20 protein-coding genes are annotated in these 22,071 nt (G+C 73.2%); 11 read left to right on the plus strand and 9 right to left on the minus strand.

Features of this window, described 5'->3' with window-relative positions:
- Positions 1 to 97: 97 nt before the first annotated feature.
- Positions 98 to 964, plus strand: a complete 867-nt coding sequence (locus BTM25_RS09925) for a hypothetical protein (protein ID WP_103562384.1) — start codon at positions 98 to 100, stop codon at positions 962 to 964.
- Here the strand turns inward: BTM25_RS09925 and BTM25_RS09930 are convergent.
- Complete coding sequence (locus BTM25_RS09930) at positions 961 to 1,635, minus strand: uracil-DNA glycosylase (RefSeq protein ID WP_103562385.1); 675 nt, start codon at positions 1,633 to 1,635, stop codon at positions 961 to 963. The two genes, BTM25_RS09925 and BTM25_RS09930, sit on opposite strands and share 4 nt — an antisense overlap.
- 236 nt (positions 1,636 to 1,871) lie before the next feature.
- On the opposite strand from BTM25_RS09930, the gene BTM25_RS09935 reads away from it, so the two are divergent.
- A complete protein-coding gene (locus tag BTM25_RS09935) occupies positions 1,872 to 3,323 on the plus strand; it encodes a WS/DGAT/MGAT family O-acyltransferase (RefSeq protein WP_103562386.1) in 1,452 nt (483 codons plus the stop codon).
- A 7-nt stretch (positions 3,324 to 3,330) separates the two neighbouring features.
- On the opposite strand, the gene BTM25_RS09940 is transcribed toward BTM25_RS09935, so the two are convergent.
- Both BTM25_RS09940 and lpdA read right to left on the minus strand, forming a co-directional pair.
- Entirely contained in the window at positions 3,331 to 4,125 is a 795-nt protein-coding gene (locus BTM25_RS09940; protein WP_103562387.1) for a tyrosine-protein phosphatase, read from the minus strand.
- Positions 4,126 to 4,240: 115 nt separating this feature from the next.
- Positions 4,241 to 5,644, minus strand: a complete 1,404-nt coding sequence (gene lpdA, locus BTM25_RS09945) for a dihydrolipoyl dehydrogenase (protein ID WP_103562388.1) — start codon at positions 5,642 to 5,644, stop codon at positions 4,241 to 4,243.
- A gap of 335 nt (positions 5,645 to 5,979) precedes the next feature.
- Between lpdA and BTM25_RS09950 the strand changes: the two genes are divergently transcribed.
- The 5 genes from BTM25_RS09950 to BTM25_RS09970 all read left to right on the plus strand — a co-directional run bounded on the left by BTM25_RS09950 (position 5,980) and on the right by BTM25_RS09970 (position 11,911).
- Positions 5,980 to 6,423, plus strand: coding sequence for a hypothetical protein (locus BTM25_RS09950; protein WP_103562389.1), 444 nt, complete (start codon positions 5,980 to 5,982; stop codon positions 6,421 to 6,423).
- An 86-nt stretch (positions 6,424 to 6,509) separates the two neighbouring features.
- Complete coding sequence (locus BTM25_RS09955; protein ID WP_103562390.1) at positions 6,510 to 7,859, plus strand: MFS transporter; 1,350 nt, start codon at positions 6,510 to 6,512, stop codon at positions 7,857 to 7,859.
- A 249-nt stretch (positions 7,860 to 8,108) separates the two neighbouring features.
- Positions 8,109 to 9,497: a family 2B encapsulin nanocompartment shell protein gene (locus BTM25_RS09960; RefSeq protein WP_103562872.1), complete on the plus strand. Its 1,389-nt coding sequence runs from the start codon at positions 8,109 to 8,111 to the stop codon at positions 9,495 to 9,497.
- Positions 9,490 to 10,866, plus strand: a complete 1,377-nt coding sequence (locus BTM25_RS09965) for a family 2B encapsulin nanocompartment shell protein (protein WP_103562391.1) — start codon at positions 9,490 to 9,492, stop codon at positions 10,864 to 10,866. The genes BTM25_RS09960 and BTM25_RS09965 overlap by 8 nt, the downstream gene beginning before the upstream one ends.
- Before the next feature lie 10 nt (positions 10,867 to 10,876).
- Positions 10,877 to 11,911 carry a family 2 encapsulin nanocompartment cargo protein polyprenyl transferase gene (locus BTM25_RS09970; RefSeq protein ID WP_103562392.1) on the plus strand — a complete coding sequence of 345 codons (1,035 nt, stop codon included), beginning with the start codon at positions 10,877 to 10,879 and terminating at the stop codon, positions 11,909 to 11,911.
- 69 nt (positions 11,912 to 11,980) lie between these two features.
- On the opposite strand, the gene BTM25_RS29140 is transcribed toward BTM25_RS09970, so the two are convergent.
- The 4 genes from BTM25_RS29140 to BTM25_RS09980 form a co-directional block, all read right to left on the minus strand.
- A complete protein-coding gene (locus tag BTM25_RS29140; RefSeq protein ID WP_146059015.1) occupies positions 11,981 to 12,202 on the minus strand; it encodes a hypothetical protein in 222 nt (73 codons plus the stop codon).
- 77 nt (positions 12,203 to 12,279) lie between these two features.
- Complete coding sequence (locus BTM25_RS09975) at positions 12,280 to 12,657, minus strand: hypothetical protein (protein ID WP_103562393.1); 378 nt, start codon at positions 12,655 to 12,657, stop codon at positions 12,280 to 12,282.
- A 445-nt stretch (positions 12,658 to 13,102) separates the two neighbouring features.
- On the minus strand, positions 13,103 to 13,246 hold the full coding sequence (locus BTM25_RS29595; protein WP_168212069.1) for a hypothetical protein: 144 nt from the start codon (positions 13,244 to 13,246) through the stop codon (positions 13,103 to 13,105).
- A gap of 722 nt (positions 13,247 to 13,968) precedes the next feature.
- Positions 13,969 to 14,463 (minus strand): GNAT family N-acetyltransferase, encoded by a 495-nt coding sequence (locus BTM25_RS09980; protein WP_103562394.1) that lies wholly within the window; start codon positions 14,461 to 14,463, stop codon positions 13,969 to 13,971.
- A 94-nt stretch (positions 14,464 to 14,557) separates the two neighbouring features.
- Here BTM25_RS09980 and BTM25_RS09985 point away from each other — a divergent pair, with 94 nt between their 5' ends.
- Positions 14,558 to 15,100 carry an NADAR family protein gene (locus BTM25_RS09985; RefSeq protein WP_103562395.1) on the plus strand — a complete coding sequence of 181 codons (543 nt, stop codon included), beginning with the start codon at positions 14,558 to 14,560 and terminating at the stop codon, positions 15,098 to 15,100.
- Here the strand turns inward: BTM25_RS09985 and BTM25_RS09990 are convergent.
- Positions 15,072 to 17,267: a terpene synthase family protein gene (locus BTM25_RS09990; RefSeq protein WP_103562396.1), complete on the minus strand. Its 2,196-nt coding sequence runs from the start codon at positions 17,265 to 17,267 to the stop codon at positions 15,072 to 15,074. The two genes, BTM25_RS09985 and BTM25_RS09990, sit on opposite strands and share 29 nt — an antisense overlap.
- Before the next feature lie 186 nt (positions 17,268 to 17,453).
- Between BTM25_RS09990 and BTM25_RS09995 the strand changes: the two genes are divergently transcribed.
- The 3 genes from BTM25_RS09995 to BTM25_RS10005 are packed head-to-tail and all read left to right on the plus strand — an operon-like array spanning position 17,454 to position 21,006.
- Positions 17,454 to 17,981 (plus strand): 2Fe-2S iron-sulfur cluster-binding protein, encoded by a 528-nt coding sequence (locus BTM25_RS09995; protein ID WP_205648017.1) that lies wholly within the window; start codon positions 17,454 to 17,456, stop codon positions 17,979 to 17,981.
- A complete protein-coding gene (locus BTM25_RS10000; protein ID WP_103562398.1) occupies positions 17,978 to 18,955 on the plus strand; it encodes an FAD binding domain-containing protein in 978 nt (325 codons plus the stop codon). The genes BTM25_RS09995 and BTM25_RS10000 overlap by 4 nt, the downstream gene beginning before the upstream one ends.
- Positions 18,952 to 21,006 (plus strand): xanthine dehydrogenase family protein molybdopterin-binding subunit, encoded by a 2,055-nt coding sequence (locus BTM25_RS10005; protein ID WP_103562399.1) that lies wholly within the window; start codon positions 18,952 to 18,954, stop codon positions 21,004 to 21,006. The genes BTM25_RS10000 and BTM25_RS10005 overlap by 4 nt, the downstream gene beginning before the upstream one ends.
- Here the strand turns inward: BTM25_RS10005 and BTM25_RS10010 are convergent.
- Positions 20,996 to 22,015 carry a hypothetical protein gene (locus tag BTM25_RS10010; protein ID WP_103562400.1) on the minus strand — a complete coding sequence of 340 codons (1,020 nt, stop codon included), beginning with the start codon at positions 22,013 to 22,015 and terminating at the stop codon, positions 20,996 to 20,998. The genes BTM25_RS10005 and BTM25_RS10010 overlap by 11 nt on opposite strands.
- Between the last annotated feature and the right edge of the window lie 56 nt (positions 22,016 to 22,071).

A 22,071-nucleotide genomic window follows, 5' to 3' on the forward strand; every position in this document is an offset into this window, starting at 1 on the left:
GCCGTCGGCGATACGGTCACTCCGAGGGGTCCCGCGGGGCCCCCGAACTTTGAGAGGGTTGACCCGTGGCCCGGCACGGACGAGAAAGGAGGCGGCGATGAGCGTGGAACCGCTGGACGTGGCTGCGGACGTGCATGCGCTCATCCGCGACCTGCTGCCGGTGGTGGCCCCGTCGGGGTGGCTGGACGGCGGAACCTCCGAGGTCGTGCTGCCCGTCGGCCGGTCCGAGGCGCGCGCCACCACCTGGACGCTGCTGGAGCGCTGCGCCCGCGCCGAGCCCGCGCGCTGGCCGCGCCTGGCGGACGCGTGGATCCGCGAGATCGCCGACCGCGCGTTCCTCGCGGTGGGGGAGATGGAGCTGTTCGGGGACGTGCGCGAGCTGCTGCGGCTGCGGATCGTCCCGAAGCTCGCCCCGCGCGACCGGGAGGGCCTGGTCGTCGTCCCGGCGGGCGACCACTTCGACGCGATGGTGATGATCGAGCACCCGCGCTACGGCGGTCCGCTGACGCGGGCGCGCGCCGGGCTGCTCGGGCTGCGGCGGCTCGGGTACGTCATGACGAACACGCACGACCGCGAGCTGGCCGACGTCGAGGTCCGCGACCAGCCGCTCCTGCCCGGACGCAACGTGCGGGTCGTCACCAAGCCCGGCAACCGGTACGTGTCCGCGCTGCTCAGCGAGGTCGACCAGTTCCTCCCGCCGCCGAACGAGCACGGCGCGCTGGTCGGCGTCCCGTGCCACAGCACGCTGCTGCTCTACCCGATCACCTCGACGGCCGTCCAGGCGGTCCTGCCGGTGTTCGCCGAGGTCGTCGCGGAGATGCACGCCGCCGCCGACGACCCGTGCGCGCCGGGCGTCTACTGGAGCCACGGCGAGCGGCGGCTGACCCCGCTCGGCCAGAACCCCGAACGTCCCCGCGACGGCGAGTTCGCGGCGATGCTGCGCCGCGTCCCGGACGAGGGCTAGGGCAGCTTCCAGTCCACCGGCGACGCGCCCTGCCGCTCCAGCAGGGCGTTGGCGCGGCTGAACGGGCGGGAGCCGAAGAAGCCCCGGTCGGCCGACATCGGGCTCGGATGCGCGGACTCGATCGCCGGGACGTTCCCGAGCAGCGGCTTGGCGTCCCGCGCGTCCCGGCCCCACAGGATCGCGACCAGCGGCCGGTTCCGCGCGGCGAGCGCCCGGATGGCCTGCTCGGTGACGGCCTCCCAGCCCTTGCCGCGGTGCGACGCGGGCTTACGCGGCAGGACGGTCAGCGCGCGGTTGAGGAGCAGGACGCCCTGGTGCGTCCACGGCGTGAGGTCCCCGGTGGACGGCGCGGGCAGCCCGAGGTCGTTCCCGTACTCCCGGAAGATGTTGACCAGGCTGCCCGGCAGCGGCCGGACCTCGGGGGCGACCGAGAAGCTGAGCCCGACCGCGTGCCCCGGCGTCGGATACGGGTCCTGCCCGACGATCAGCACGCGGACCTCGGCGAACGGCTGCTGGAACGCCCGCAGGATGTTCGCTCCCGCCGGCAGGTAACGGCGTCCGGCGGCGACCTCGGCGCGCAAAAAATCGCCCATCGCCGCGATCCGGTCCGCCACCGGCGCCAGGGCCTCCGCCCAGCCCGCCTCCATGATCTCCGCGAGGGGTCGTGTCATGGGGCTCCACTGTAATGGCGCACGCCACACCGCGACCGGGAATGCCCGGACGTTCCCGATCGTTATTGATCTTGCAGGTGGTGAGCGCCCGAAGCGGGCGTGCGGCCGGACTCCGGTGAACGCCGCGATTCGTCCAGTTAAGTCCCGGTTACGTCCTCCCTGCCGCCATTGACCTACCGCCGGGTACGCCGTACTTCCTGGAGAGGTGGCCCACAGCCGATGAGACGGGACAGCTCATGAGCCAGCTCACCTCCGTGGACGCCGTCTTCCTCAATGCCGAGACGGACACCACCCGCGCGCACATCGCCGGGCTCGGGGTCGTCGATCCGGCGACCTGCCCCGGCGGGCGGCTGACCGCCGCCGCGCTCGCCGGCCTGATCAGCCGCCGCGCGCATCTCGCGCCCCGGCCGCTGCGGCGCCGGCTCGTCCAGGTCCCGCTCGGGCTGGACCGGCCGTACTGGGAGGACGATCCCGAGTTCGACCCCGCGCGGCACATCTCCGAGGTCACGCTGCCCCGGCCCGGCGACGACGAGCAGCTCGCCCGGCTCGTCGCTGCGCTGCACGAGCGTCCGCTCGACCGGTCCCGTCCGCTGTGGGAGCTGGTGCTGATCCACGGGCTCGCCGGCGGGCGCGCCGCCGTCTACATGAAGGTCCACCACGCCGCGATCGACGGCGTCATGGCCGCCGAGGCGCTCGCCGCGCTGCTGGACCTGTCGCCGGACGAGCGGGACGTCCCCGCCGACGAGACCGCGCCGCAGCGCGCCCCCGGCACCGCCGAGATGATGCGCGACGGGCTGCTGCGGATGGCCGGGCACCCGCTGGCGTCGGCGCTGTCGGTCGTCCGGTCGGTCCCGCTCCTGGACGACGTGCCGGGCGTCGGGTCGCTGCCGGGCGTCGGGCGGGTCGCGCGGCTGGCCCGGGGCGTCCTCGGGCGGAGGGAGCACCCGGCGGCCGACACGCCCGCCGCGCCCCCGACGCCGTTCAACCGTCCCATCGGCGCCCGCCGCGCCGTCGCGTTCGGCGAACTGCCGCTGGACGACGTCAAGCGCGTCGGCCGGGCGCTCGGCGGCAGCGTCAACGACGTCGTCATGGCGCTGTGCGCGACCGCGCTGCGCACCTGGCTGGACAAGCGCGGCGAGTTGCCCGCCGGGCCGCTCGTCGCGGGCGTGCCGATCTCGCTGCGCCGGCCCGACCGGGGCGCGGACGAGGCCGCCGAGGGCAACATGACCTCGATCCTCGCCGCGCCGCTCGCGACCCACGTCGCGGACCCCGCCGATCGGTTCACGGCCGTCCGCGCCGACATGGACCGGATGAAGCGGCGGTTCACCGAGTCCGGCGGCTGGGTCCGGGACCTGTCGGCGCTCGTCCCGGCGCCGTTCGCCGGGGCCGCGACCAAGCTGGCCCTGCTCGCCGCGCCGATGACGGGGATGCGTCCGCTGAACCTCATCGTGTCCAACGTGCCGGGCCCGCAGTTCCCGCTGTTCCTCGGGGGCGCGCGGGTGCTCGCCTACTACCCGGTCTCGCTGGTCACCGACCTCAGCGGCGGCCTCAACATCACGGTCTTCTCCTACGACGGGACGATCGACGTCGGCATCATCACGTGCCGCGACCTCGTCCCCGACCCGTCGGAGCTGGTCGACCACCTGCACGACGCGCTCGGCGAGCTGACGGAGCTGCTGCGCGACTGAGCCCGGATCAGGCGGTCAGCCCGGCGCGGACGGCGGCGAGCAGCTCCTCGTCCGCGCCGAGCCCGTCGGCGAGGAACCCGGCGAACGACCCGTACCTGGCGGTGGCCTCGGCGAACGCGGCCTCCAGGTACTCGGGACGCTGCTCCAGCAGCGGGAGCAGCAGTTCGGGCTCCTCCATCTGCCCGGACCGGCCGAGGTGGTCCAGCAGCTTCTTCCACCGGTCCCGGTGGTACTCGTTGGACCGCAGGTAGTCGGCCATGATGTCGGCGCGCGGGACGCCGAGGATCGTCAGGACGATCGCCGCCATCCAGCCCGTCCGGTCCTTGCCGGCCGTGCAGTGGAACACGAGCGGGAGCCGTCCGGCGTCGGCGACCAGGCGCAGCGTCGTCGCGAACGCCGCGCGCTGCGCGTCGTCGGCGACGAAGTTGCGGTTCACCGCGACCAGGACGCGCTCGGTGCGCCCCCCGCCGAAGACCTCGCGCTGCCGCAGCGGGTCGCCCGCCGTGACGGCCTTGTAGAAGTCCTCCAGGTCGCCGCCGTCGATGGGCAGGTGGACGAGTTCCGCGCCGTCCGGCAGCCGGTCCGCGCCGTTCGTGGCGACCTCGTGGTCGCTGCGGAAGTCGACCACGGTGCGGATCCCGGCGAGCCGCTCCAGGTCGGGGTCACTGAGGGCGTTCAGCGCGTCGGCGCGCAGCAGCCGCCCGGCCGCCACCGCGCCGCCGGGCACGGGCCGGCCACCGAGATCACGGACGTTGGCGGCGCCGTCGAGGCGAAGGAAGCCGAACTCGTCGTCGGATCGCATGCGCACATGCTCCCGGACGCACCTAAATGCCGAGGTGCCGGGGTCGGACAAACCCCCGGACGCGTCTCGGACCGCAGTGCGGGCCGTCGGGCGGGCACTGCGGTCCGAAGTGGGGTCAGAGGTTGATCATGTGCCCGGCCAGGCCGTGGACGGCCTCCTTGATCGCCTCGCCCAGCGTCGGGTGCGCGTGGACGTTGCGGGCGACCTCGTGGACGGTCAGGTCCCACTGCTGCGCGAGCGTCAGTTCGGGCAGCAGTTCGGTGACCTCCGGGCCGATCAGGTGGGCGCCGAGGATCTCCCCGTACTTCTTGTCGGAGATGATCTTGGCGAACCCGTCGCCCTCGCCGAGGCCGAGCGCCTTGCCGTTCGCGCTGTAGGGGAACTTGGCGACGTTGACGTCGTAGCCCTGCTCCTTGGCCTGCGCCTCGGTCCACCCGAAGCTCGCGACCTGCGGCTGGCAGTAGGTGGCGCGCGGGATCATGACGTAGTCGAGCGCCATCGTCTCGGCGCCCGCGATCGTCTCGGCGGCCACGATGCCCATCGACTCGGCGGCGTGCGCGAGCATGAGCTTGGCGGTGACGTCGCCGATCGCGTAGATGTGCGGGACGGACGTCCGGCAGTACGCGTCGATGTCGATCGCGCCGCGCTCGGTGAGCCGGACGCCGGTCTTGTCGAGCCCGTAGCCGTCCACGTTCGGCGCGAACCCGATGGCCTGGAGGACCTTGTCGGTCTCCAGGACCTGCTGGGCGCCGTCCTTGCCGGTGACGGTGACCTTGACCTTCTCGCCCGAGTCGTCGATCTGGTCGACGCGGGTGGAGGTCAGGACCTCGATGCCGAGCTTGCGGTACCGGCGCGACAGCTCCTTGGAGATGTCGGCGTCCTCGTTCGGGACCATCCGGTCGAGGAACTCGACGATGGTGACCTTCACGCCGTAGTTGTGCAGGACGTAGGCGAACTCGACGCCGATCGCCCCGGCGCCCGCGATGACGATGCTCCCGGGCAGCTCGGACGAGAGGATCTGCTCCTCGTAGGTGACCACGCGCTCCGACAGCGACGTGCCGGGCAGCAGCCGCGTGTGGGCGCCCGCCGCGATGATGCAGTGGTCGAAGGTGACGGTGTCGGACGCGCCGCCGGCCAGGTCCACCTGGAGGGTGTTCGCGTCGGTGAACGTTCCACGCCCGTCGAAGGTCGTGATCTTGTTCTTCTTCATCAGGAACTGGACGCCCTTGACGAGCTTCTCCGACACCTGGCGGCTGCGCTGGTAGGCGACGCCGTAGTCGAAGGAGACCTGTCCGTCGACCGAGATCCCGTACTTCTCCGTCTCGGTGGTGAAGATGTGGGCCAGCTCCGCGTTGCGGAGGAGGGCCTTCGAGGGGATGCAGCCGACGTTCAGACAGACGCCGCCCCAGTACCTCTCCTCGATGATGGCCGTTTTGAGACCGAGCTGTGCCGACCGGATCGCGGCGACATACCCGCCCGGTCCCGCGCCGAGGACCACGACGTCAAAGTGATTGCTCATATCCGTCAACGATATTCGGCCCGGACCTCTGTCGCATCCCGACCTCGGCATCCGGCGCCCCGTCGGACGGGACCCGCGCGGCTGTTAGGGTTCTCGGCGTCCCCGCCCGCGGCCCGTGCGAGGGCCCGTGCGACGGGTCCCGCGACGGCTCGCCGGCGACGCGCGGAGCGGCCGGACGGGCCGGCCCGCGACGGCGCGGGCGACGGCCGAGGGTGACGCGCGCCTCCGTCCCGGCCGGAACACCTCCCCGGGTCCGCGTCGTTCATGGTCCGTCGGCCCTTCGGCCGCCCCGGGGGACTGAGCACGTCCGGCGACAACGTGGAGGAGATCGAGGCGTGAGGATTCCGAAGCCCGTCAACGCCGCCCTGGACTGGGTGGACGCGCACCGGCCGCCGCTCGGGGTGGCCTTCGCGCTGGTGCTGGCGGCGTGCGCGCTGCTGGCGGCGCCGCACGCGGTCGGGATCCCCCTCGCCACCTTCCTCGTCGGCCTGGCGGCCGGTGGGCTGCTGGTCCACGTCCGGCTGACCCGGCGGATCCGGCGGGCGCGCGCCGAGATCGACGAGCTGCTGCGCCAGAACGGCCGCCTGCGGCACCGCAACACCGTCCTGACCAGCGGCGTGATCACGCGGGAGTCGCAGGTCACGCAGGCGCTGCTGTCGATCCCCGAGGACGAGGAGCCGCTGCGCGTCGAACCCGGCCCGCAGAGCACGATGCGGCTGCCGGAACTGCCCGACGGCGTCGAACCGGAGGCCGAGGAGCCCGGGACGCCGCGCGACTGACACACCGGCGTTCCCTCTCCGGGCCTTTCCCCTCACCGAGCGTTACGGCGCCCGGGAGCGGGGGAGATAGTCGGCCTGGAGGTCGGATGGGCGAGCAGGGAACGGTGGCCGCGCCGGACGCCGCGACGGTCCGCAAGGCGGTGCTGGCGTCGGCGCTCGGCAACGCGGTCGAGTGGTTCGACTTCGGGGTGTTCAGCGCGGGGATCATCACCCCGATCGTCGGGACGGTCTTCTTCCCCGGTGGCAGCGACAACGCGACCCTGCGGTCGTTCGCGCTGATCGCGGCGGCGTTCCTGGCCCGTCCGTTCGGCGGGCTGGTGTTCGGCCCGCTCGGGGACCGGCTCGGCCGGCGGCGGGTGCTGGCCCTGACGATCATCCTGATGTCCGGTTCGACGTTCGTCATCGGCGTCCTGCCCGGCTACGCCACGATCGGGTTCGCGGCGCCGCTGCTGCTGCTCGCGGTCCGGCTCGTCCAGGGCTTCTCGACCGGCGGCGAGTACGGCGGCGCCGCCACGATGATCGCCGAGTACGCGCCGACCGGCCGGCGCGGGTTCTACGGGAGCTTCCTCGAACTCGGCACGCTGGCCGGGTACGTGGGCGGCGCCGGGCTCGTGCTGCTCGTGAACCTCGTCGCGGGGGACGAGACGATGCGCGCGTGGGCGTGGCGCATCCCGTTCTTCGCCGCGCTGCCGCTCGGGATCGTCGGGCTGTACGTCCGGACGCACATCGAGGACACGCCCGCGTTCCGGCGGATGGAGCGCAGCGGGGAGCGGCTGAAGTCGCCGCTGCGCGAGACGCTGGCGCGGTACTGGCCGACGATCGTGATGCTCGTCGGGATCGTGTTCCTGCTCAACGTCGCGGACTACACGCTGCTGACGTTCATGCCGTCCTATCTCACCGACTTCCTGGACGTCGGGCCGGTGACGTCGCAGCTCATCACGATCGGCGTCGAGCTGTGCATGATCGCGGTGATCACGCCGCTCGGCGCGCTGTCGGACCGCATCGGCCGGCGGCCCCTGCTGCGGACGGCGGCGGTGGGGTTCGTCGTCCTGTCGTGGCCCGCGTTCGCGCTGATGCAGACGCGGTCGGCGGTAGGCGTGGCGCTCGGCTACGCGGTGATCGGCGGGCTGCTGGTGCTGATGCTCGCGGTGATCGGCGCGACGTTCCCGGCGATGTTCCCGACGAAAGTCCGCTATGGCGCTTTTGCCATTGGGTACAACGTTTCGACGTCGCTGTTCGGGGGGACGGCGGCGGTGCTCGTCGGGTCGCTCATCGACGTGACGGGGTCGAACTACGTTCCGGCGTACTACCTGATGCTGGCGGGGCTCGTGGCGCTGGTGCCGCTGGCCCGGATCCCGGAGACGGCGGGCGTGCCGATCGAGCAGGCGGGCCGTCCGGACGCGCCCCGTCCGACGGGCCTTTCGCTGTCGCGCTAGCTTTCTGGTCGGTAATTCGTCACCGAATAGGACGACATTTCGCTTTTTGCAGGCGACGGCTGTGCCGAGTGGTGCTGGCGAGGTGACAGAAAAGCTATAGAAGGTAAGAAAATACTGTCGTTGTGATGGTGTCACCACTCTGGGTAGTGTGCCGGATGGCGCCGCGTTCGCGATCAACGTCCGGGGCGCCCGACGGACCACTGAGCATGACCCCCCTGTCAGCACGACCACGAATCGGTGGTGTGGAACGTGACCGACCAGCAGCTCAGCCTCAGCACATCGGCCGCCCGCAAACTCGCGACGACCACCAAGACCGTCCCGCAGATGCAGGGCATCTCCTCCCGGTGGCTGATCAAGCTCCTGCCGTGGGTGCGCGCGGCGGGCGGCGCCTACCGCGTCAACCGGCGCCTCACCTACACGGTGGGCGACGGACGGATCACGTTCGTCTCGACCGGCGCGGACGTCCGCGTCATCCCGGCCGAACTCGGCGAACTGCCGCCGCTGCGCGGCTTCGACGACGAGGAGGTCCTCACCGGGCTCGCCGGCCGGTTCACCCAGCACGAGTACGGGCCCGGCGAGGTCATCGTCGAGCGCGGCCGGCCCGCCGACCGGGTCGTCCTCATCGCGCACGGCAAGGTGGCCCGCGTCGGCGACGGCGCCTACGGCGACGAGGTCGACCTCGGCGTCCTCGCCGACGGCGAGTACTTCGGCGACGGCGCGCTGCTCACCGACGACGGCACCTGGGACCAGACGCTCCGCGCGCTCACCGCCGTCACCGTCCTGACCCTCGGCCGGGACGGCTTCCGCGCGGCCGTCGACCGCTCCGAGGACCTCGCCGCCCACGTCGACGCCTACACTTCGGCGCCCGACCGTCCCGCCGACGACAACGGCGAGGCCGCCATCGCGCTCGCGTCCGGGCACGCGGGCGAGGTCAGCCTGCCCGGCACGTTCGTGGACTACGAGCCCGAGCCGCGCGAGTACGAGCTGAGCGTCGCGCAGACCGTCCTGCGCGTCCACAGCCGCGTCGCCGACCTCTACAACGAGCCGATGAACCAGACCGAGCAGCAGCTCAGGCTCACCGTGGAGGCCCTGCGCGAGCGGCAGGAGGCCGAGCTGGTCAACAACCGCGACTTCGGGCTCCTGCACAACGCCGACTTCTCCCAGCGCGTCCACACCCGCACCGGCCCGCCCACCCCCGACGACATGGACGAGCTGCTCACGCTCGTCTGGAAGGACCCCGCGTTCTTCCTCGCCCACCCGAAGGCCATCGCCGCGTTCGGCCGCGAGTGCAGCGCCCGCGGCGTCTACCCCGACGCGGTGGACGTCGGCGGGAACAAGGTCCCCGGCTGGCGCGGCATCCCGATCTTCCCGTGCAACAAGATCCCGATCAGCGACACCAAGACCAGCTCGATCATGCTCATGCGGACGGGCGAGGACGCGCAGGGCGTCGTCGGCCTCCACCAGACCGGCATCCCCGACGAGCACGAGCCCGGCCTGTCGGTCCGGTTCATGAACATCGACGACAAGGCGATCCTGTCCTACCTGGTCAGCGTGTACTACTCGGCGGCGGTCCTCGTCCCGGACGCGCTGGGCGTCCTGGAGAGCGTCGAGGTCGCCCGGGGCGGCGCCGGTGCCTGAGACCGCAGAACGGCTGTCGCTCTCGACGTCGGCCGCGCGCAAACTCGCGACGACGACCAAGACCGTCCCGCAGTCGCAGAACATCACGCCGCGCTGGCTGCTGCGGCTGCTGCCGTGGATCGAGGCGCGCGGCGGCAGCTACCGGGTCAACCGGCGGCTCGCCTACCGCCTCGGCGACGGGCTGGTCACGTTCGTCGCCACCGGCGCCGCGATCCGCGTCATCCCCGCCGAGCTGACCGAGCTGCCCGCGCTGCGCGACCTGGACGACCCGGAGATCCTGGGCGCGCTCGCCGGCCGGTTCGTCCAGCGCGAGCTGGAGCCCGGCGAGGTGATCGCCCGGCGCGGCGAGCCCGTGGACGAGATCGTGCTCGTCGCGCACGGCAAGGTCGGCCGGATCGGCACGGGCCCGTACGGCGCCGAGACCGACCTCGGCGTCCTCGCCGACGGCCGGTTCGCCGGGGACGAGCTGCTCCTCGACACCGAGACCGCGTGGGCGTGCACGGTCACCGCGCTGACGCCGACGACCGTCCTCACGCTGTCGCGCTCGGCGCTGGCGGAACTGACCGGACGCCACGACGGGCTGCGCGCCCATCTGGAGACCGTCCGGGACCGTCCGCTCCCGCCGAGCAACCGGCAGGGCGAGGCGGAGATCGACCTGGCGTCCGGGCACAGCGGCGAGGTCGAGCTGCCCGGCACGTTCGTGGACTACGACGCCGGGCCGCGCGAGTACGAGCTGGGCGTCGCGCAGACCCGGCTGCGCATCCACAGCCGCGTCGCCGACCTGTACAACGGGCCGATGGACCAGACCGAGCAACAGGTCCGGCTGACGATCGAGGCCCTGCGCGAACGGCAGGAGCACGACCTCATCAACAACCGGGACTTCGGGCTGCTGCACAACGCCGACCTGCGGCAGCGGATCTCCACCCGGACCGGCCCGCCCACCCCCGACGACCTGGACGAACTCCTGTCGCGGCGGCGCAAGTCCCGGTTCTTCCTCGCCCATCCGAAGACGATCGCCGCGTTCGGCCGCGAGTGCACCCGGCGCGGCCTCTACCCCGAGCCCGTCGTCCACGACGGACGGGTCGTGCAGGCGTGGCGCGGCGTCCCGATCTTCCCCAGCGACAAGATCCCGATCAGTCCGGGCGGGACCAGCTCGATCCTCGTCCTGCGGACCGGCGAGGAGGACCAGGGCGTCGTCGGCCTGCACCGCACCGGGATCCCCGACGAGGTGGAGCCCGGCCTGTCGGTGCGGTTCATGGGCGTGGACGACCGGGCGATCCTGTCCTACCTGGTCAGCGCCTACTACTCGGCCGCCGTCCTGGTCCCCGACGCGCTGGGCGTCCTGGAGAACGTCGAGATCGCCCGCTAGGGAGGAAGCCATGTCCGCTGCCCGGGAGGCGACGAGGGGACGGTCGGCGCCGGAGATCCTCCGGTGGAGCCGCGGTCTCGTGGACCCCGCCCTGCGCGCCGCCGTCGGCGAGCTGTCGGGGGAGATGCGCGCCATCGCCGAGTACCACTTCGGCTGGCGCGACGCGGCCGGCCGTCCGGCGGAGGCGCCCGCGGGCAAGGCCGTCCGGCCCGCGCTCGCGCTGCTGGCGGCGGAGGCGGTCGGGGGCGGCGCGGCCGACGCGCTGCCCGCGGCCGTCGCGGTCGAACTCGCGCACAACTTCTCGTTGCTGCACGACGACGTGATGGACGGGGACCTGGAGCGCCGGCACCGTCCCACCGCCTGGGCGGTGTTCGGCGCGAACCCGGCCGTCCTCGCCGGGGACGCGCTGCTGGCCTGCGCGGTCGAGGGCCTGGCCGCCGCGACGGTCGGCGCCGCGGCCGTCGCGGCGTTCGGCCGCGCGGTCCGGGAACTGGTCGAGGGGCAGAGCGCGGACGTTTCGTTCGAGGAGCGCACGGACGTGACGCTCGCCGAGTGCGAGGCGATGGCCGCCAAGAAGACCGGCGCGCTGATCGGCGGGGCGTGCGCGCTCGGCGCGATCTTCGGCGGCGGGGACGCCGAGCGGACGGCCCGGCTGCGGCGGTACGGGGAACTGGTCGGGCTGGCCTTCCAGATCATGGACGACCTGCTCGGCATCTGGGGCGACCCGGCCGTCACCGGCAAACCCGTCCACTCCGATCTCGTCAACCGCAAGAAGTCGCTGCCGGTCGTCGCGGCGCTGACGTCCGGCACGGCCGAAGGGGCGGCGCTCGCCGACCTGTACCACCGCGCCGTACCGCTGGCCGGTGCCGAGCCCGCGCGGGCCGCCGACCTGGTCGAACGCGCGGGCGGCCGGAACTGGGCGGCCGTCCGGACGGCCGAACTGCTGGCCGAGGCGCACGCCGAACTGGCGGCCGTCGGCCCGAGCGGCGGGACGGAGGCGGACCTGACGGCGATGGCCCGCCTCCTGACCGACCGCGACCACTGACCGACCCGGAGCACGGGACGGGTCCTCCGCACCCCCCCGCGGGCGACCCGTCCCGCCCCGGGTCCCCGTTCAGGACGCGGGGACGTGGGCGGGCAGATAGCACAGGGTGGTTCTGCGCTCGTCCTTGCACGCCAGGCACAGGTAGGTCCGGTGCCCCTGGCGCCCCTCACCGAGGGCCACGCTGGGCGCGCAGACGCACGGCGACCAGCTCACGATCATCTCGCCGGGCACGATCGGATGCCCGCGCGGACAGACGAACGGAACATGATCATGCGGACACGCTGCTGACACGCCCGCCAGCCTAGACCCCACTCGAACACACGTTCGCACCCGGGTGCTGCCCATCACCCGCCGGGCGTGCGGGGTCGTCAGAGGTGGAGGTCGCCGTGGTGGTCGCGGAGCTGGACGACCTTCTGCGCGTTCCCGTTGAAGATGTTGACCACGGCGTCGTCCTGCGCGGTGGCGTTGGTCTGCGTCTGGCTCCACAGCGTCTCGACCCGCTCGCGGAACGCCGGGTCCTCGTCCATGACGCGGCGCAGGGCCGCGTCCAGCGCCTCTAGCCGGGACGGCGAGTCGTGTGCGTCCGCCGCGCGCTCCAAGGCCTGCTCGTCCTCGGGCCGCCCCCGGAACCGGTCGCGGACGAGCCGCGCGAGCGCGACGGCCGCGTTGCGCAGCGGCTCACCGGTCAGCTCGACCGCCTTGCCCGCCGCGGCGGTGGCGATGGCGATGGTCATCGGGTCGGTCATCAGCGGTCTCCCTCGCACGGCATTCCCGCCCGAGTCCACCATGCCCGCGCCCCTAAGACCACCCGTTCACTCGAATTCGTCCGGATTGCGCCACGCCGCAAGCGCTCGCCGGGTAGTGGAAAGCCTGCTCTGGAAAATGTCGCATGCCGTATTTGGGAATTATCACCAGTCACGGCAGGCAGCGGGCTTCCGAATGCGCTCGACTTACGCGACAAAGCGCTTGCATGAGGCAATGGAATGCGTCAAAGAAGTGAAAGTGTCACGCGGTTCTGAAGCCGGGGTGTCGAAGCCGGACGGCGATCTCTTTCGTGCCGTGTCGGCGTCCCGGAGGGCGACCGGCTTCTCGTCAGTGCGACGTAAATCACACTCGCCGAGGCGGTGCGCGGGCCGCGCACCGGCGGGCCGGCCCCGGCGGGCCGCGCGGGGCCGGCCGGGGCGCGGACGGTCAGGAGGCGGGCCGGTCGTCCTCGGCGGGGACCGACGGGGCCTCGGCCGGACGGGTCGCCTGCTCGGTGTCCTGGTCGCGCCTGTCCTGCGTCGGCCAGGAGACGAGCCGGGTGCGGCGAGGGTTGGCCAGAGGGGTGCTCATCGTTGTCGCTGTCCTCCTATCGGGCCGTCGTCAGCGGTCTCCCGCGCCGGGCGGGCCACCTGACGGAGTGGTAGGCAAAGATCTTCGCCGACACCCCACCCGGTTCGGCAAAATGGTCTAGACCGCGCTGCCGTCGGGGCGGGACATGCCGGAAAGGGCGAAGGTGAGACGTCCCCCGGGACGATCCGCGCCGATCATCGTGCGCGTCGCGCGGAAACACCCCGGGGAGAGAAGGATACGCCCGGCCGACGGGCCGAATGACCACGCGATCCCCGCGTAAGGGGGTTCCGGGCCGGTTAATCCGTCCGCTGGGCGCGCAGTGGGAAGCCCGGGAAATCGCGTCGGCGAAGCCGTCCGGGAATGGCCGGGGAACATCGGCGCGACCACGAAACCCGCGCGCCTGCGCGCGGGCCGGAAAAAGACTCCATGCGCCGACCTCCTCAGGCTCGAACGCGGCGACCCGCCGTTCCGTGACCCGAGGGGTTCACGTGACACGGAGCGGGGATCCCGACGCACCTTTCAACGGTTTCCGGCCGACCCCTATTCCGGTGGCCGAAACCCCCGTCACCCCGCGCCCCGTACGCGCACCCCGCTCCGCACGCCCTGTACGCGCCCCGTACGCACGCCCCGCTCCGCACGCCCACCCCACCCCACACGCCGCCCCGCCCCGCTCTGCACGCCACCCCGCCCCGCGCCGCACGCAGACCGGGGCGGCCGTGTCGTCAGGGGGTGAGGCGTTGTTTCAGGAGCATTCCCGGCCAGTCGCCGACCTGGAAGCGGCGGACGGGCGTGAACCCGTTCCGCACGTAGTAGGCGACCAGCGCCCCGTCGCCGCCGGCGTAGCAGTCCACCCGCACGAGCCCGATCCCGGCGCGCCGGGCCTCGGCGCGTGCGTGGTCGAGGAGGGCGGCGCCCGTGCCGGGGCGGGAGTGATCGGTGACGAGCAGCGCCACGAACACCTCCGGCTCCGGCGCGGGGGAGAGCGGCGGGCGCGGGCCCGGGGTCAGGAGTAACGCGCCGATCGGTTGTCCGTCGTGCTCGGCGATCCAGACGGCCGCTTCCCGGATCAGCCGGCCGATGCCCTCATCGGGGTCGCGGGCGAACGGTTCGGTTCCCCACTGGTCCGTCCGGCCGCGCGCCGCCAGCCAGGCCACCGCGCCGTCCAGCAGGTCGAAGATCGCGTCGCCGTCCGGCGGGCCGCCCGCGCGTATCCGCATGGTCCGCCATTTTCCTCCCGGTCCGTCGCGTCCGCCGGGGATCGGGGAGTAAAGGCGTTGATCGGGATGCGGGGCGGCTGGCAGGGTCGGGCGCATGATGGACGTCCCGGACCTGCTGCGCGCCGAGAAGCGCGGCGAGCGGCTGAAGTTCCTGTTCTTCTGGGGGCACCGGCCGCCGCGCGACGGCGACGTCGGCGCGGGGTGCCTCAGCCAGTGGTGGCCCGCCGAGTTCACGGTCGACGGCACCGTCTATCCGACCGCCGAGCACTACATGATGGCCGAGAAGGCGCGGCTGTTCGGCGACGAGGAGACGCGGGAGCGCGTCCTCGCCGCCGGGCATCCGAAGGAGGCCAAGGACCTCGGCCGGGCCGTCCGAAGCTTCGACCAGCGGACCTGGGACGACCATTGCGTGCAGATCGTCGTCCGGGGCAACCGGGCGAAGTTCGAACAGCACCGCGACCTGCGCGACTACCTCACCGGGACCGGCGGACGGATCCTGGTGGAGGCGAGCCCGCTGGACCGCGTCTGGGGCATCGGCCTGGCGGCCGACGACGACCGCGCCGCCCGTGTGGCGGAGTGGCGCGGCCGCAATCTGCTCGGGTTCGCGCTCATGGACGTCCGGGAGTCCCTGCGCTGACGGCGAGCGCCCGGGTGTGCCGCATGATCGCCGCCAGCCGCGCCGCCGACGTGCCGAGGCCGGTCGGGGCGTTCAGCGGGGAGATGCCGAGCAGTTCCTCCTCGCCGTACCGCCGGGTCTTGCGGTGCCAGTTGAGGACGGCGGCCGTCCAGTCGCGGAGCCCGTCGATGTAGGCCTCCAGGGCGGCGCGGCCCGCGTCGTCCAGCTCGAACTTCGGGACGTCGGTCGCCGCGATGTGCTCGAACTGCCGCAGCCGTCCGGTCATGAGGTCGTTGACGATCGCGACGGCCGTGTCGCGCTCACAGTTGAGGAAGTTCTGGACGGCCAGGACCCCGTTGTTGTACTCGCCCTCGAACTCGATCTCCTTCTGGTAGGAGAAGACGTCGTTGGTCAGGCAGCCGTAGTCCATCGCGGCGGCCTCCAGCTCCCGGATCGGACGGGAGTCGAACACCTCGTCCGGCACCGCGTTCTCGTGCTCGATGCGGCCGAGCGCGATCGTGAGGTCGGACCCGAACGTGCGGCGCCGCATCTCGAGGTAGTCGATCGGGTCGGGGACGCGGCCCTGGATCTGGTTGGCCAGCTCCCACGGCCACGAGTCGACCATCGAGATGACCGCGTCCCGGAACCGCGCCCGCGCCCGCGGGGACATCGGCTCGGCCGTGCGCGGCCACAAATCGGCGAGCCCGGCCTCGAACGGGTTCTCCGGGACGGGCACCGGGCCGAGGTCCAGCGGGACGAACGCGGGGATCCGCGCGGCGAACGCCTTGGCCCCGATCATGTCCCGGTCGCGGAAGAAGACCGCAGGGAAGTAGTCGTCGCCGTAGGTGCCCCAGGCGAGCCACTGGGTGGCGAGGTCGAGCGTCTCCGGCCCGGCCTCGGGGTCGATGGACGCGGCGCAGAGCGCGAAGTCGAACCCGGCGAGCTGCTCGGCCGTCCAGACCGGCTGCGGCGTCCGGAGCGTCGGTTCGTACATGCCCATGTCGGCGCACCAGGTGACGCAGGCGGCGCGGGCGCGGTCGAGGTTCGGGTTGGGCCGCGCCGGATACGGCATCGTGAACTGCGGCAGCGGCGTCGGCCCGACGCGCTGGCGCGGGACGTGCCCGTAGCCGGTGCCGGCGGCCTTCACCGCGGCGGGCAGCCGCGCGGCGTGGAGCCCGAGGCCGGTCGGCTCGGCGCGGTTCATGTAGCGGCTGGAGCGCATGTGCCAGTCGTGGCCGCCGACCTGCCAGTCCTGGAGGCCCTTGACGTAGGCGGCCACCCGCGCCTGCTCGGCCGGGTCGAGCCCGTGCTCGGCGTACAGCAGCGGCAGTTCGGTGAGCGCGGTGTTCTCGAACTGCTTGAGCCGGGACGTCAGCAGGTCGTTGACGGTGTCGGCGGCGCGCTGCGGATCCACCCCGAGGAAGTGCTGGAAGACGAGCACGCAGTTGTTGATCTCGCCCTCCTCCTCGGTCTCGCGCTGGTAGGAGAAGATGTCGTTGCGCAGGTGGACGCCGTCGGCGAAGGTGTCCTTCAGGACGCGCAGCGGGCGCGTCCCGACCACCCGGTCGGGGATCTCGGCGCCGACCGCGTGCTCGACCAGGTCGGCCGACCAGGGCGCCCCGCCGACCTTGCGCCGCATGTGGACGTACTCGATGGGGTTGGGGATGCGGCCCTCGTCGATGTTGGCGAGTTCCCACAGGCAGTCGAGCAGCAGCGCGTCGGTGCTGGCGGTGAACCGCTCGCGCCAGCCGGCCGACATGGACGGGACGGTCCGCTCCCACAGATCGGCGAGCCCGCGTTCGCACGCGTTCTCCGGTTCCAGCGCGCATCCCGGCCGCATGAACGCGGCGAGCCGTTCCAGGTAGACGCGTGCGCCGGGCAGGTCGCGGGGCTTCTTGAACACTTCCAGGAAGTGGTCGTCGAAGTAGAACACCCAGACGTACCAGTCGGTGATGAGGTTCAGCTCGGTGGCGTCGCAGTCGGGATGGGTGTACGCGCACAGCAGGGGGTAGTCCATCGCGTCGAGCGCGGCTTCGTCCCAGATCTCCGGCGTGCCGGGGTCGCGGGTGTCGTCCAGCATCCCCATCTCCCGCGCCCAGGGGGTGCTGTGCGTCCGCGTCTCCTCCAGGTTGGGATTGATGCGGGCGGGATACGGGACGTAGAAGTCCGGCAGCTCGTACGGTTGCATGGACCGGCCCGGCCTCTCTGGGGGGTTGGAAGCGGATCTTCCCGGCGCGGCCCAACGTACTGTCCCCAACCCGCTACTGAAAGTCATAGTCCCCTAACCCTCCCGTCAGCCAGGTCTCCCGCAACACAGCGGTCACGTGGGGTTTCCGCGGGTGAGACGAGACGGAACGCGGGTAGGGGAGAGATCATGGTGAGCGGGGGCGCGTCAGTGGTGCGCGCGAACATCGTCCTGACCGTGAACGGGAGCCTGCGCAGGCTCACCGTCGACACGCGCGCGTCGCTGCTGGACGCGCTGCGCGAGACGCTCGGCCTGACCGGCGCGAAGAAGGGCTGCGACCACGGCCAGTGCGGCGCCTGCACGGTGCTGCTCGACGGCCGCCGCGCCAACGCGTGCCTCGCGCTCGCGGTCGCGCAGGACGGGTCGGACGTCGTCACGGTCGAGGGCCTGGCCGACGGGGAGCGGCTCAGCCCCGTCCAGGAGGCGTTCCTCGCCCAGGACGGCTACCAGTGCGGCTACTGCACGCCGGGCCAGCTCTGCTCGGCGACGGGCGTGCTGCGCGAGGCCGCGCGGGGCTGGCCGAGCGCCGTCACCGAGGACGTCGCCTCCGAGCCTCCGCTGGACGACGCCGAGATCCGCGAGCGGATGAGCGGCAACCTCTGCCGGTGCGGCGCCTACCAGGGCATCGTCGCGGCGGTGCGGGAGGCGGCGCGATGAGGCCGTTCGCCTACGAACGCGCGGTGTCCGCCGAGGACGCGCTGAACCGGCACACCGACGACACGCAGTATCTCGGCGGCGGCACCAACCTCGTGGACCTGATGCGGCTCGGCGTCGCGACCCCGGCCCGCCTGGTGGACGTCGCGCGCCTGCCCTACGACCGGATCGAGCACCGCGCGGACGGCGGGCTGGTGATCGGCGCGGCCGTCCGCAACAGCGATCTGGCCGCCGACCTCGGCGTCCGCGACGATCATCCGCTGCTGGCGCAGGCGGTGCTGGCGGGGGCGTCCGGGCAGATCCGCAACCAGGCGACGGTGGGCGGCAACCTGCTCCAGCGGACGCGCTGCCCCTACTTCCAGGACGTCACCAAGCCGTGCAACAAGCGCGAACCGGGCACGGGCTGCCCGGCCGTCCACGGCGACAACGAGAACATGGCGATCCTGGACCATTCGCCGCACTGCGTGGCGACCCACCCGTCCGACATGGCGGTCGCGCTGACCGCGCTGGACGCCCGGGTCCGCGTCCGGCATCCCGGCGGCGAGGACGTGGTCCCGCTGGCGCGGCTGTACCGGTCGCCGGGCGACGACCCGTCCCGTGACACGACGCTGCGGCCGGGCGACCTCATCACCGCCGTGGAGGTGCCCGCCCGTCTGGACATGCCCGCTCGGTACCGCAAGGTCCGCGAGCGGGCGTCGTTCGCGTTCGCGCTGGTCTCGGCGGCCGTCGCGCTGGACGTCGCCGACGGGACGGTCCGCGACTGCCGGATCGCGCTCGGCGGCGTCGCGCACCGGCCGTGGCGGGCGCACCGCGCCGAGGACGCCCTACGCGGCCGGCCGGCGACGGAGGCGAGCTACCGGGCGGCGGCCGAGGTGGAGCTGGCGGCGGCCGAGCCGCTGAGCGGCAACGCCTACAAGGTGACGCTGGCGGTCAACGTGATCACGGCGGCGCTGGCCGGCCTCGGGGAGGACGCATGAGGATCGAGGGCCGCGCGAAGGTCACCGGGAACGCCAAGTACGCCTACGAGTACCCCGCCGAGAACGTCGCGTACGCGTTCGCGGTGACGTCCGACGTGGCGCGCGGCGAGGTGCTGTCGGTGCGGGCGCCGGAACTGCCGGGGCTGATCGCCGTCCTGTCCTGCATGGACCCGCCGGACATCGCGCCCGTGCCGGACGCCGAGCTGCACCTGTTCCAGTCCCGGACGGTCTCCTACCGGGGCCAGATCATCGCGGCGGTCGTCGCCGAGACGCTGGAGACGGCGCGCGAGGCCGGACGGCTGCTGGAGATCGAGTACGCCCCGGACGACATGGACGTCGAACTGGACCCCGACCATCCCGGGCTGTACCAGCCGGAGAAGGTGAACGGCGGGTTCGCCCCCGAGTCCGGGAGCGGCGAGCCGGCGGACGCGTTCGCGGAGTCGCCGGTCCGCGTGGACGTCACCTACGCGACCCCGGCCGAGTACAACAACGCGATGGAGCCGCACGCCACGCTCGCCGAGTGGACCGCGCCCGACCGGCTCGTCGTGCACGACTCCAACCAGGGGTCGGTGGTCGTCCGGGACACGCTCGCGAAGATCTTCGGCCTCGACCCCGAGCAGGTGCGGGTCGTGTCGCCGCACGTCGGCGGCGGGTTCGGGTCCAAGGGGACGCCGCGTCCGGTGCCGGTGCTGGCCGCGCTCGCCGCCCGCGCGGCCGGGCGCCCGGTGAAGCTGGCGGTGACGCGGCAGCAGATGTTCGCGACCGTCGGGTACCGGACGCCGACGGTCCAGCGCGTCCGGCTCGGCGCCGACCCCGACGGACGGCTGCGCGCGGTGCTGCACGAGTCCGTCGCGCAGACGTCCCGGATCCGGGAGTTCGCCGAGCAGGCGGCCGTCGCCGCACGGCACATGTACCGGACGCCGAACCTCTACACCGGGCACCGGGTGGTGCGGCTGGACGTCCCGTCGCCGTCGTGGATGCGCGCCCCCGGTGAGACGCCCGGGATGTACGCGCTGGAGTCGGCGATGGACGAGCTGGCCTGCGCCGCCGGGATCGACCCGATCGAGCTGCGCGTCCGCAACGAGCCCGAGACCGACCCCGACACCGGCCTGCCGTTCAGCTCCCGCAACCTGGTCGCGTGCCTGCGCGAGGGCGCGGACCGGTTCGGCTGGGCCCACCGCGACCCGCGTCCGGGCGTCCGCCGCGAGGGCCGGACGCTGGTCGGCACCGGCGTCGCCGCCGCGACCTACCCGGCGATGACGATGCCCGCCAAGGCCCGCGTGCGCGCCGAGGAGGACGGGACGTTCACCGTCTCGATCGCCGCCGCCGACATCGGGACCGGCGCGCGGACCGTCCTGACGGGCGTCGCCGCCGAGACGCTGAAGGCCGAGCCGGACGCCGTCACCGTGCGGATCGGCGAGAGCGACCTGCCGCGCGCACCGCTCGCGGGCGGCTCGATGGGCACCGCGAGCTGGGGGCACGCCGTCGTCCGCGCCTGCGAGGCGCTGCTGGCCAAGCTCGGCGACGGGCTGCCGCAGGAGGCCGAGGCCGACACGGCCGACGAGCTCAAGAACCGTCCGCAGTACGCGCGGCACGCGTTCGGCGCGCACTTCGCCGAGACCGCCGTGGACCTGGACACCGGCGAGATCCGCGTCCGCCGGCTCCTCGGCGTCTACGCGGCGGGCCGCATCCTGAACCCGCAGACGGCCCGGTCGCAGTTCCTCGGCGGGATGACGATGGGCGCCGGGATGGCGCTGATGGAACGCGGCGTCCTGGACCTGGAGTTCGGCGACTACCTCAACCACGACCTCGCGCAGTACCACGTCCCGGTCTGCGCGGACGTCCCCGACATCGACGCCGCGTGGATCGAGGAGGCCGACCCGCACCTGAACGCGATGGGCGCCAAGGGCATCGGCGAGATCGGGATCGTCGGGGTCGCGGCGGCGATCGGGAACGCCGTCCATCACGCGACGGGCGTGCGGTTCCGCGAGCTGCCGCTGACGCCGCCGGCCGTCCTGCCCGCGCTCGCCGCGCACGGCGTCACGGCCTGACCCGCACCCACGCCCAGACCCGGCGGCGGTGCAGCAGCGCGCCCGCGACCACGAGCAGCGGCGTGCCCGCCCACAGCAGCAGGTCCCCGCCGGACGGCCCGGGGCCCGGCGTCCGCGCCAGCGCCGCCGCGACCGCGCGCGTCACGGCGTGGATCAGCAGCAGCGCGGCCGTGAGCGCCGCGCCGACGTTGCGGCCGTAGACGGCCAGCGCCCACACCGCGGTCGGCGCGCCCGCCCACACCCGCCACAGCAGCGCCGCGAGCAGCAGCGGGCCGAGCCCGACGAGCAGGAGCCGTCCGACGTCCACGGCCCCGCTCGCGTGCGCGGCGTGGACGGCGCGCTCGGCCTGGTGCCCCGACAGCGCCGCGCCCCACCCGGCGAGCGCCGCGACCGCCGCGACCACCTCGGCCGGGCGCCGCCCCGGGCTCGCGACCGGTTCGGCGCGCAGCAGCAGCCGGGACACGCCGTAGCGGCCCGCGCCGAGGGAGCCCGCCGGCGTCGCGGGGCCGTCCGGTCCCCGGCGCAGGTGCGGCGCGAACGCGTCGACGGCCGCGCGCAGCTCCCGCCAGGAGCGCAGCCGGTGCGAGAACAGGACGCGGTAGGCGCCGTCGCCCGCCCACAACCCGGCCATCTCGGGATGACGCGCCGCGAACCCCTCGAACGGGAACAGGGACAGGACGCCGGGGCCGACGACGACGTCCGCCAGCTCGTCCCACGCGACCGTCCAGCACGCGTCCCCGGCGGCGGTCACCGAGCGCAGCCCGCGCGCGTCCAGCACGAGCCGCGCCAGCCCGCTCCGGCGCAGCGCCCGGCCCGCCGCGACCGCCGCCGCGGGCAGCACGGTCCCGGCGAGGCCGCAGCCGAACGCGGCGTAGGGGCGTCCGGCGAGCGCGAGGACGGCCGACGCGAACAGGCACGCCACGCTCAGCCACGCGAGGACGGTGACCGTGGGGAACAGCGCGGCGCGTCCGGCGGAGGGCAGCTCGAAGGCGGCGGGAACGTCGGGCACGGGCCGTCATCGTACGGAGCGGCGGCGGGCGGATCCAGGCTGGCGCGGCGGACGAA

The organism is Actinomadura rubteroloni, assembly GCF_002911665.1.
Classification (GTDB): domain Bacteria; phylum Actinomycetota; class Actinomycetes; order Streptosporangiales; family Streptosporangiaceae; genus Spirillospora; species Spirillospora rubteroloni.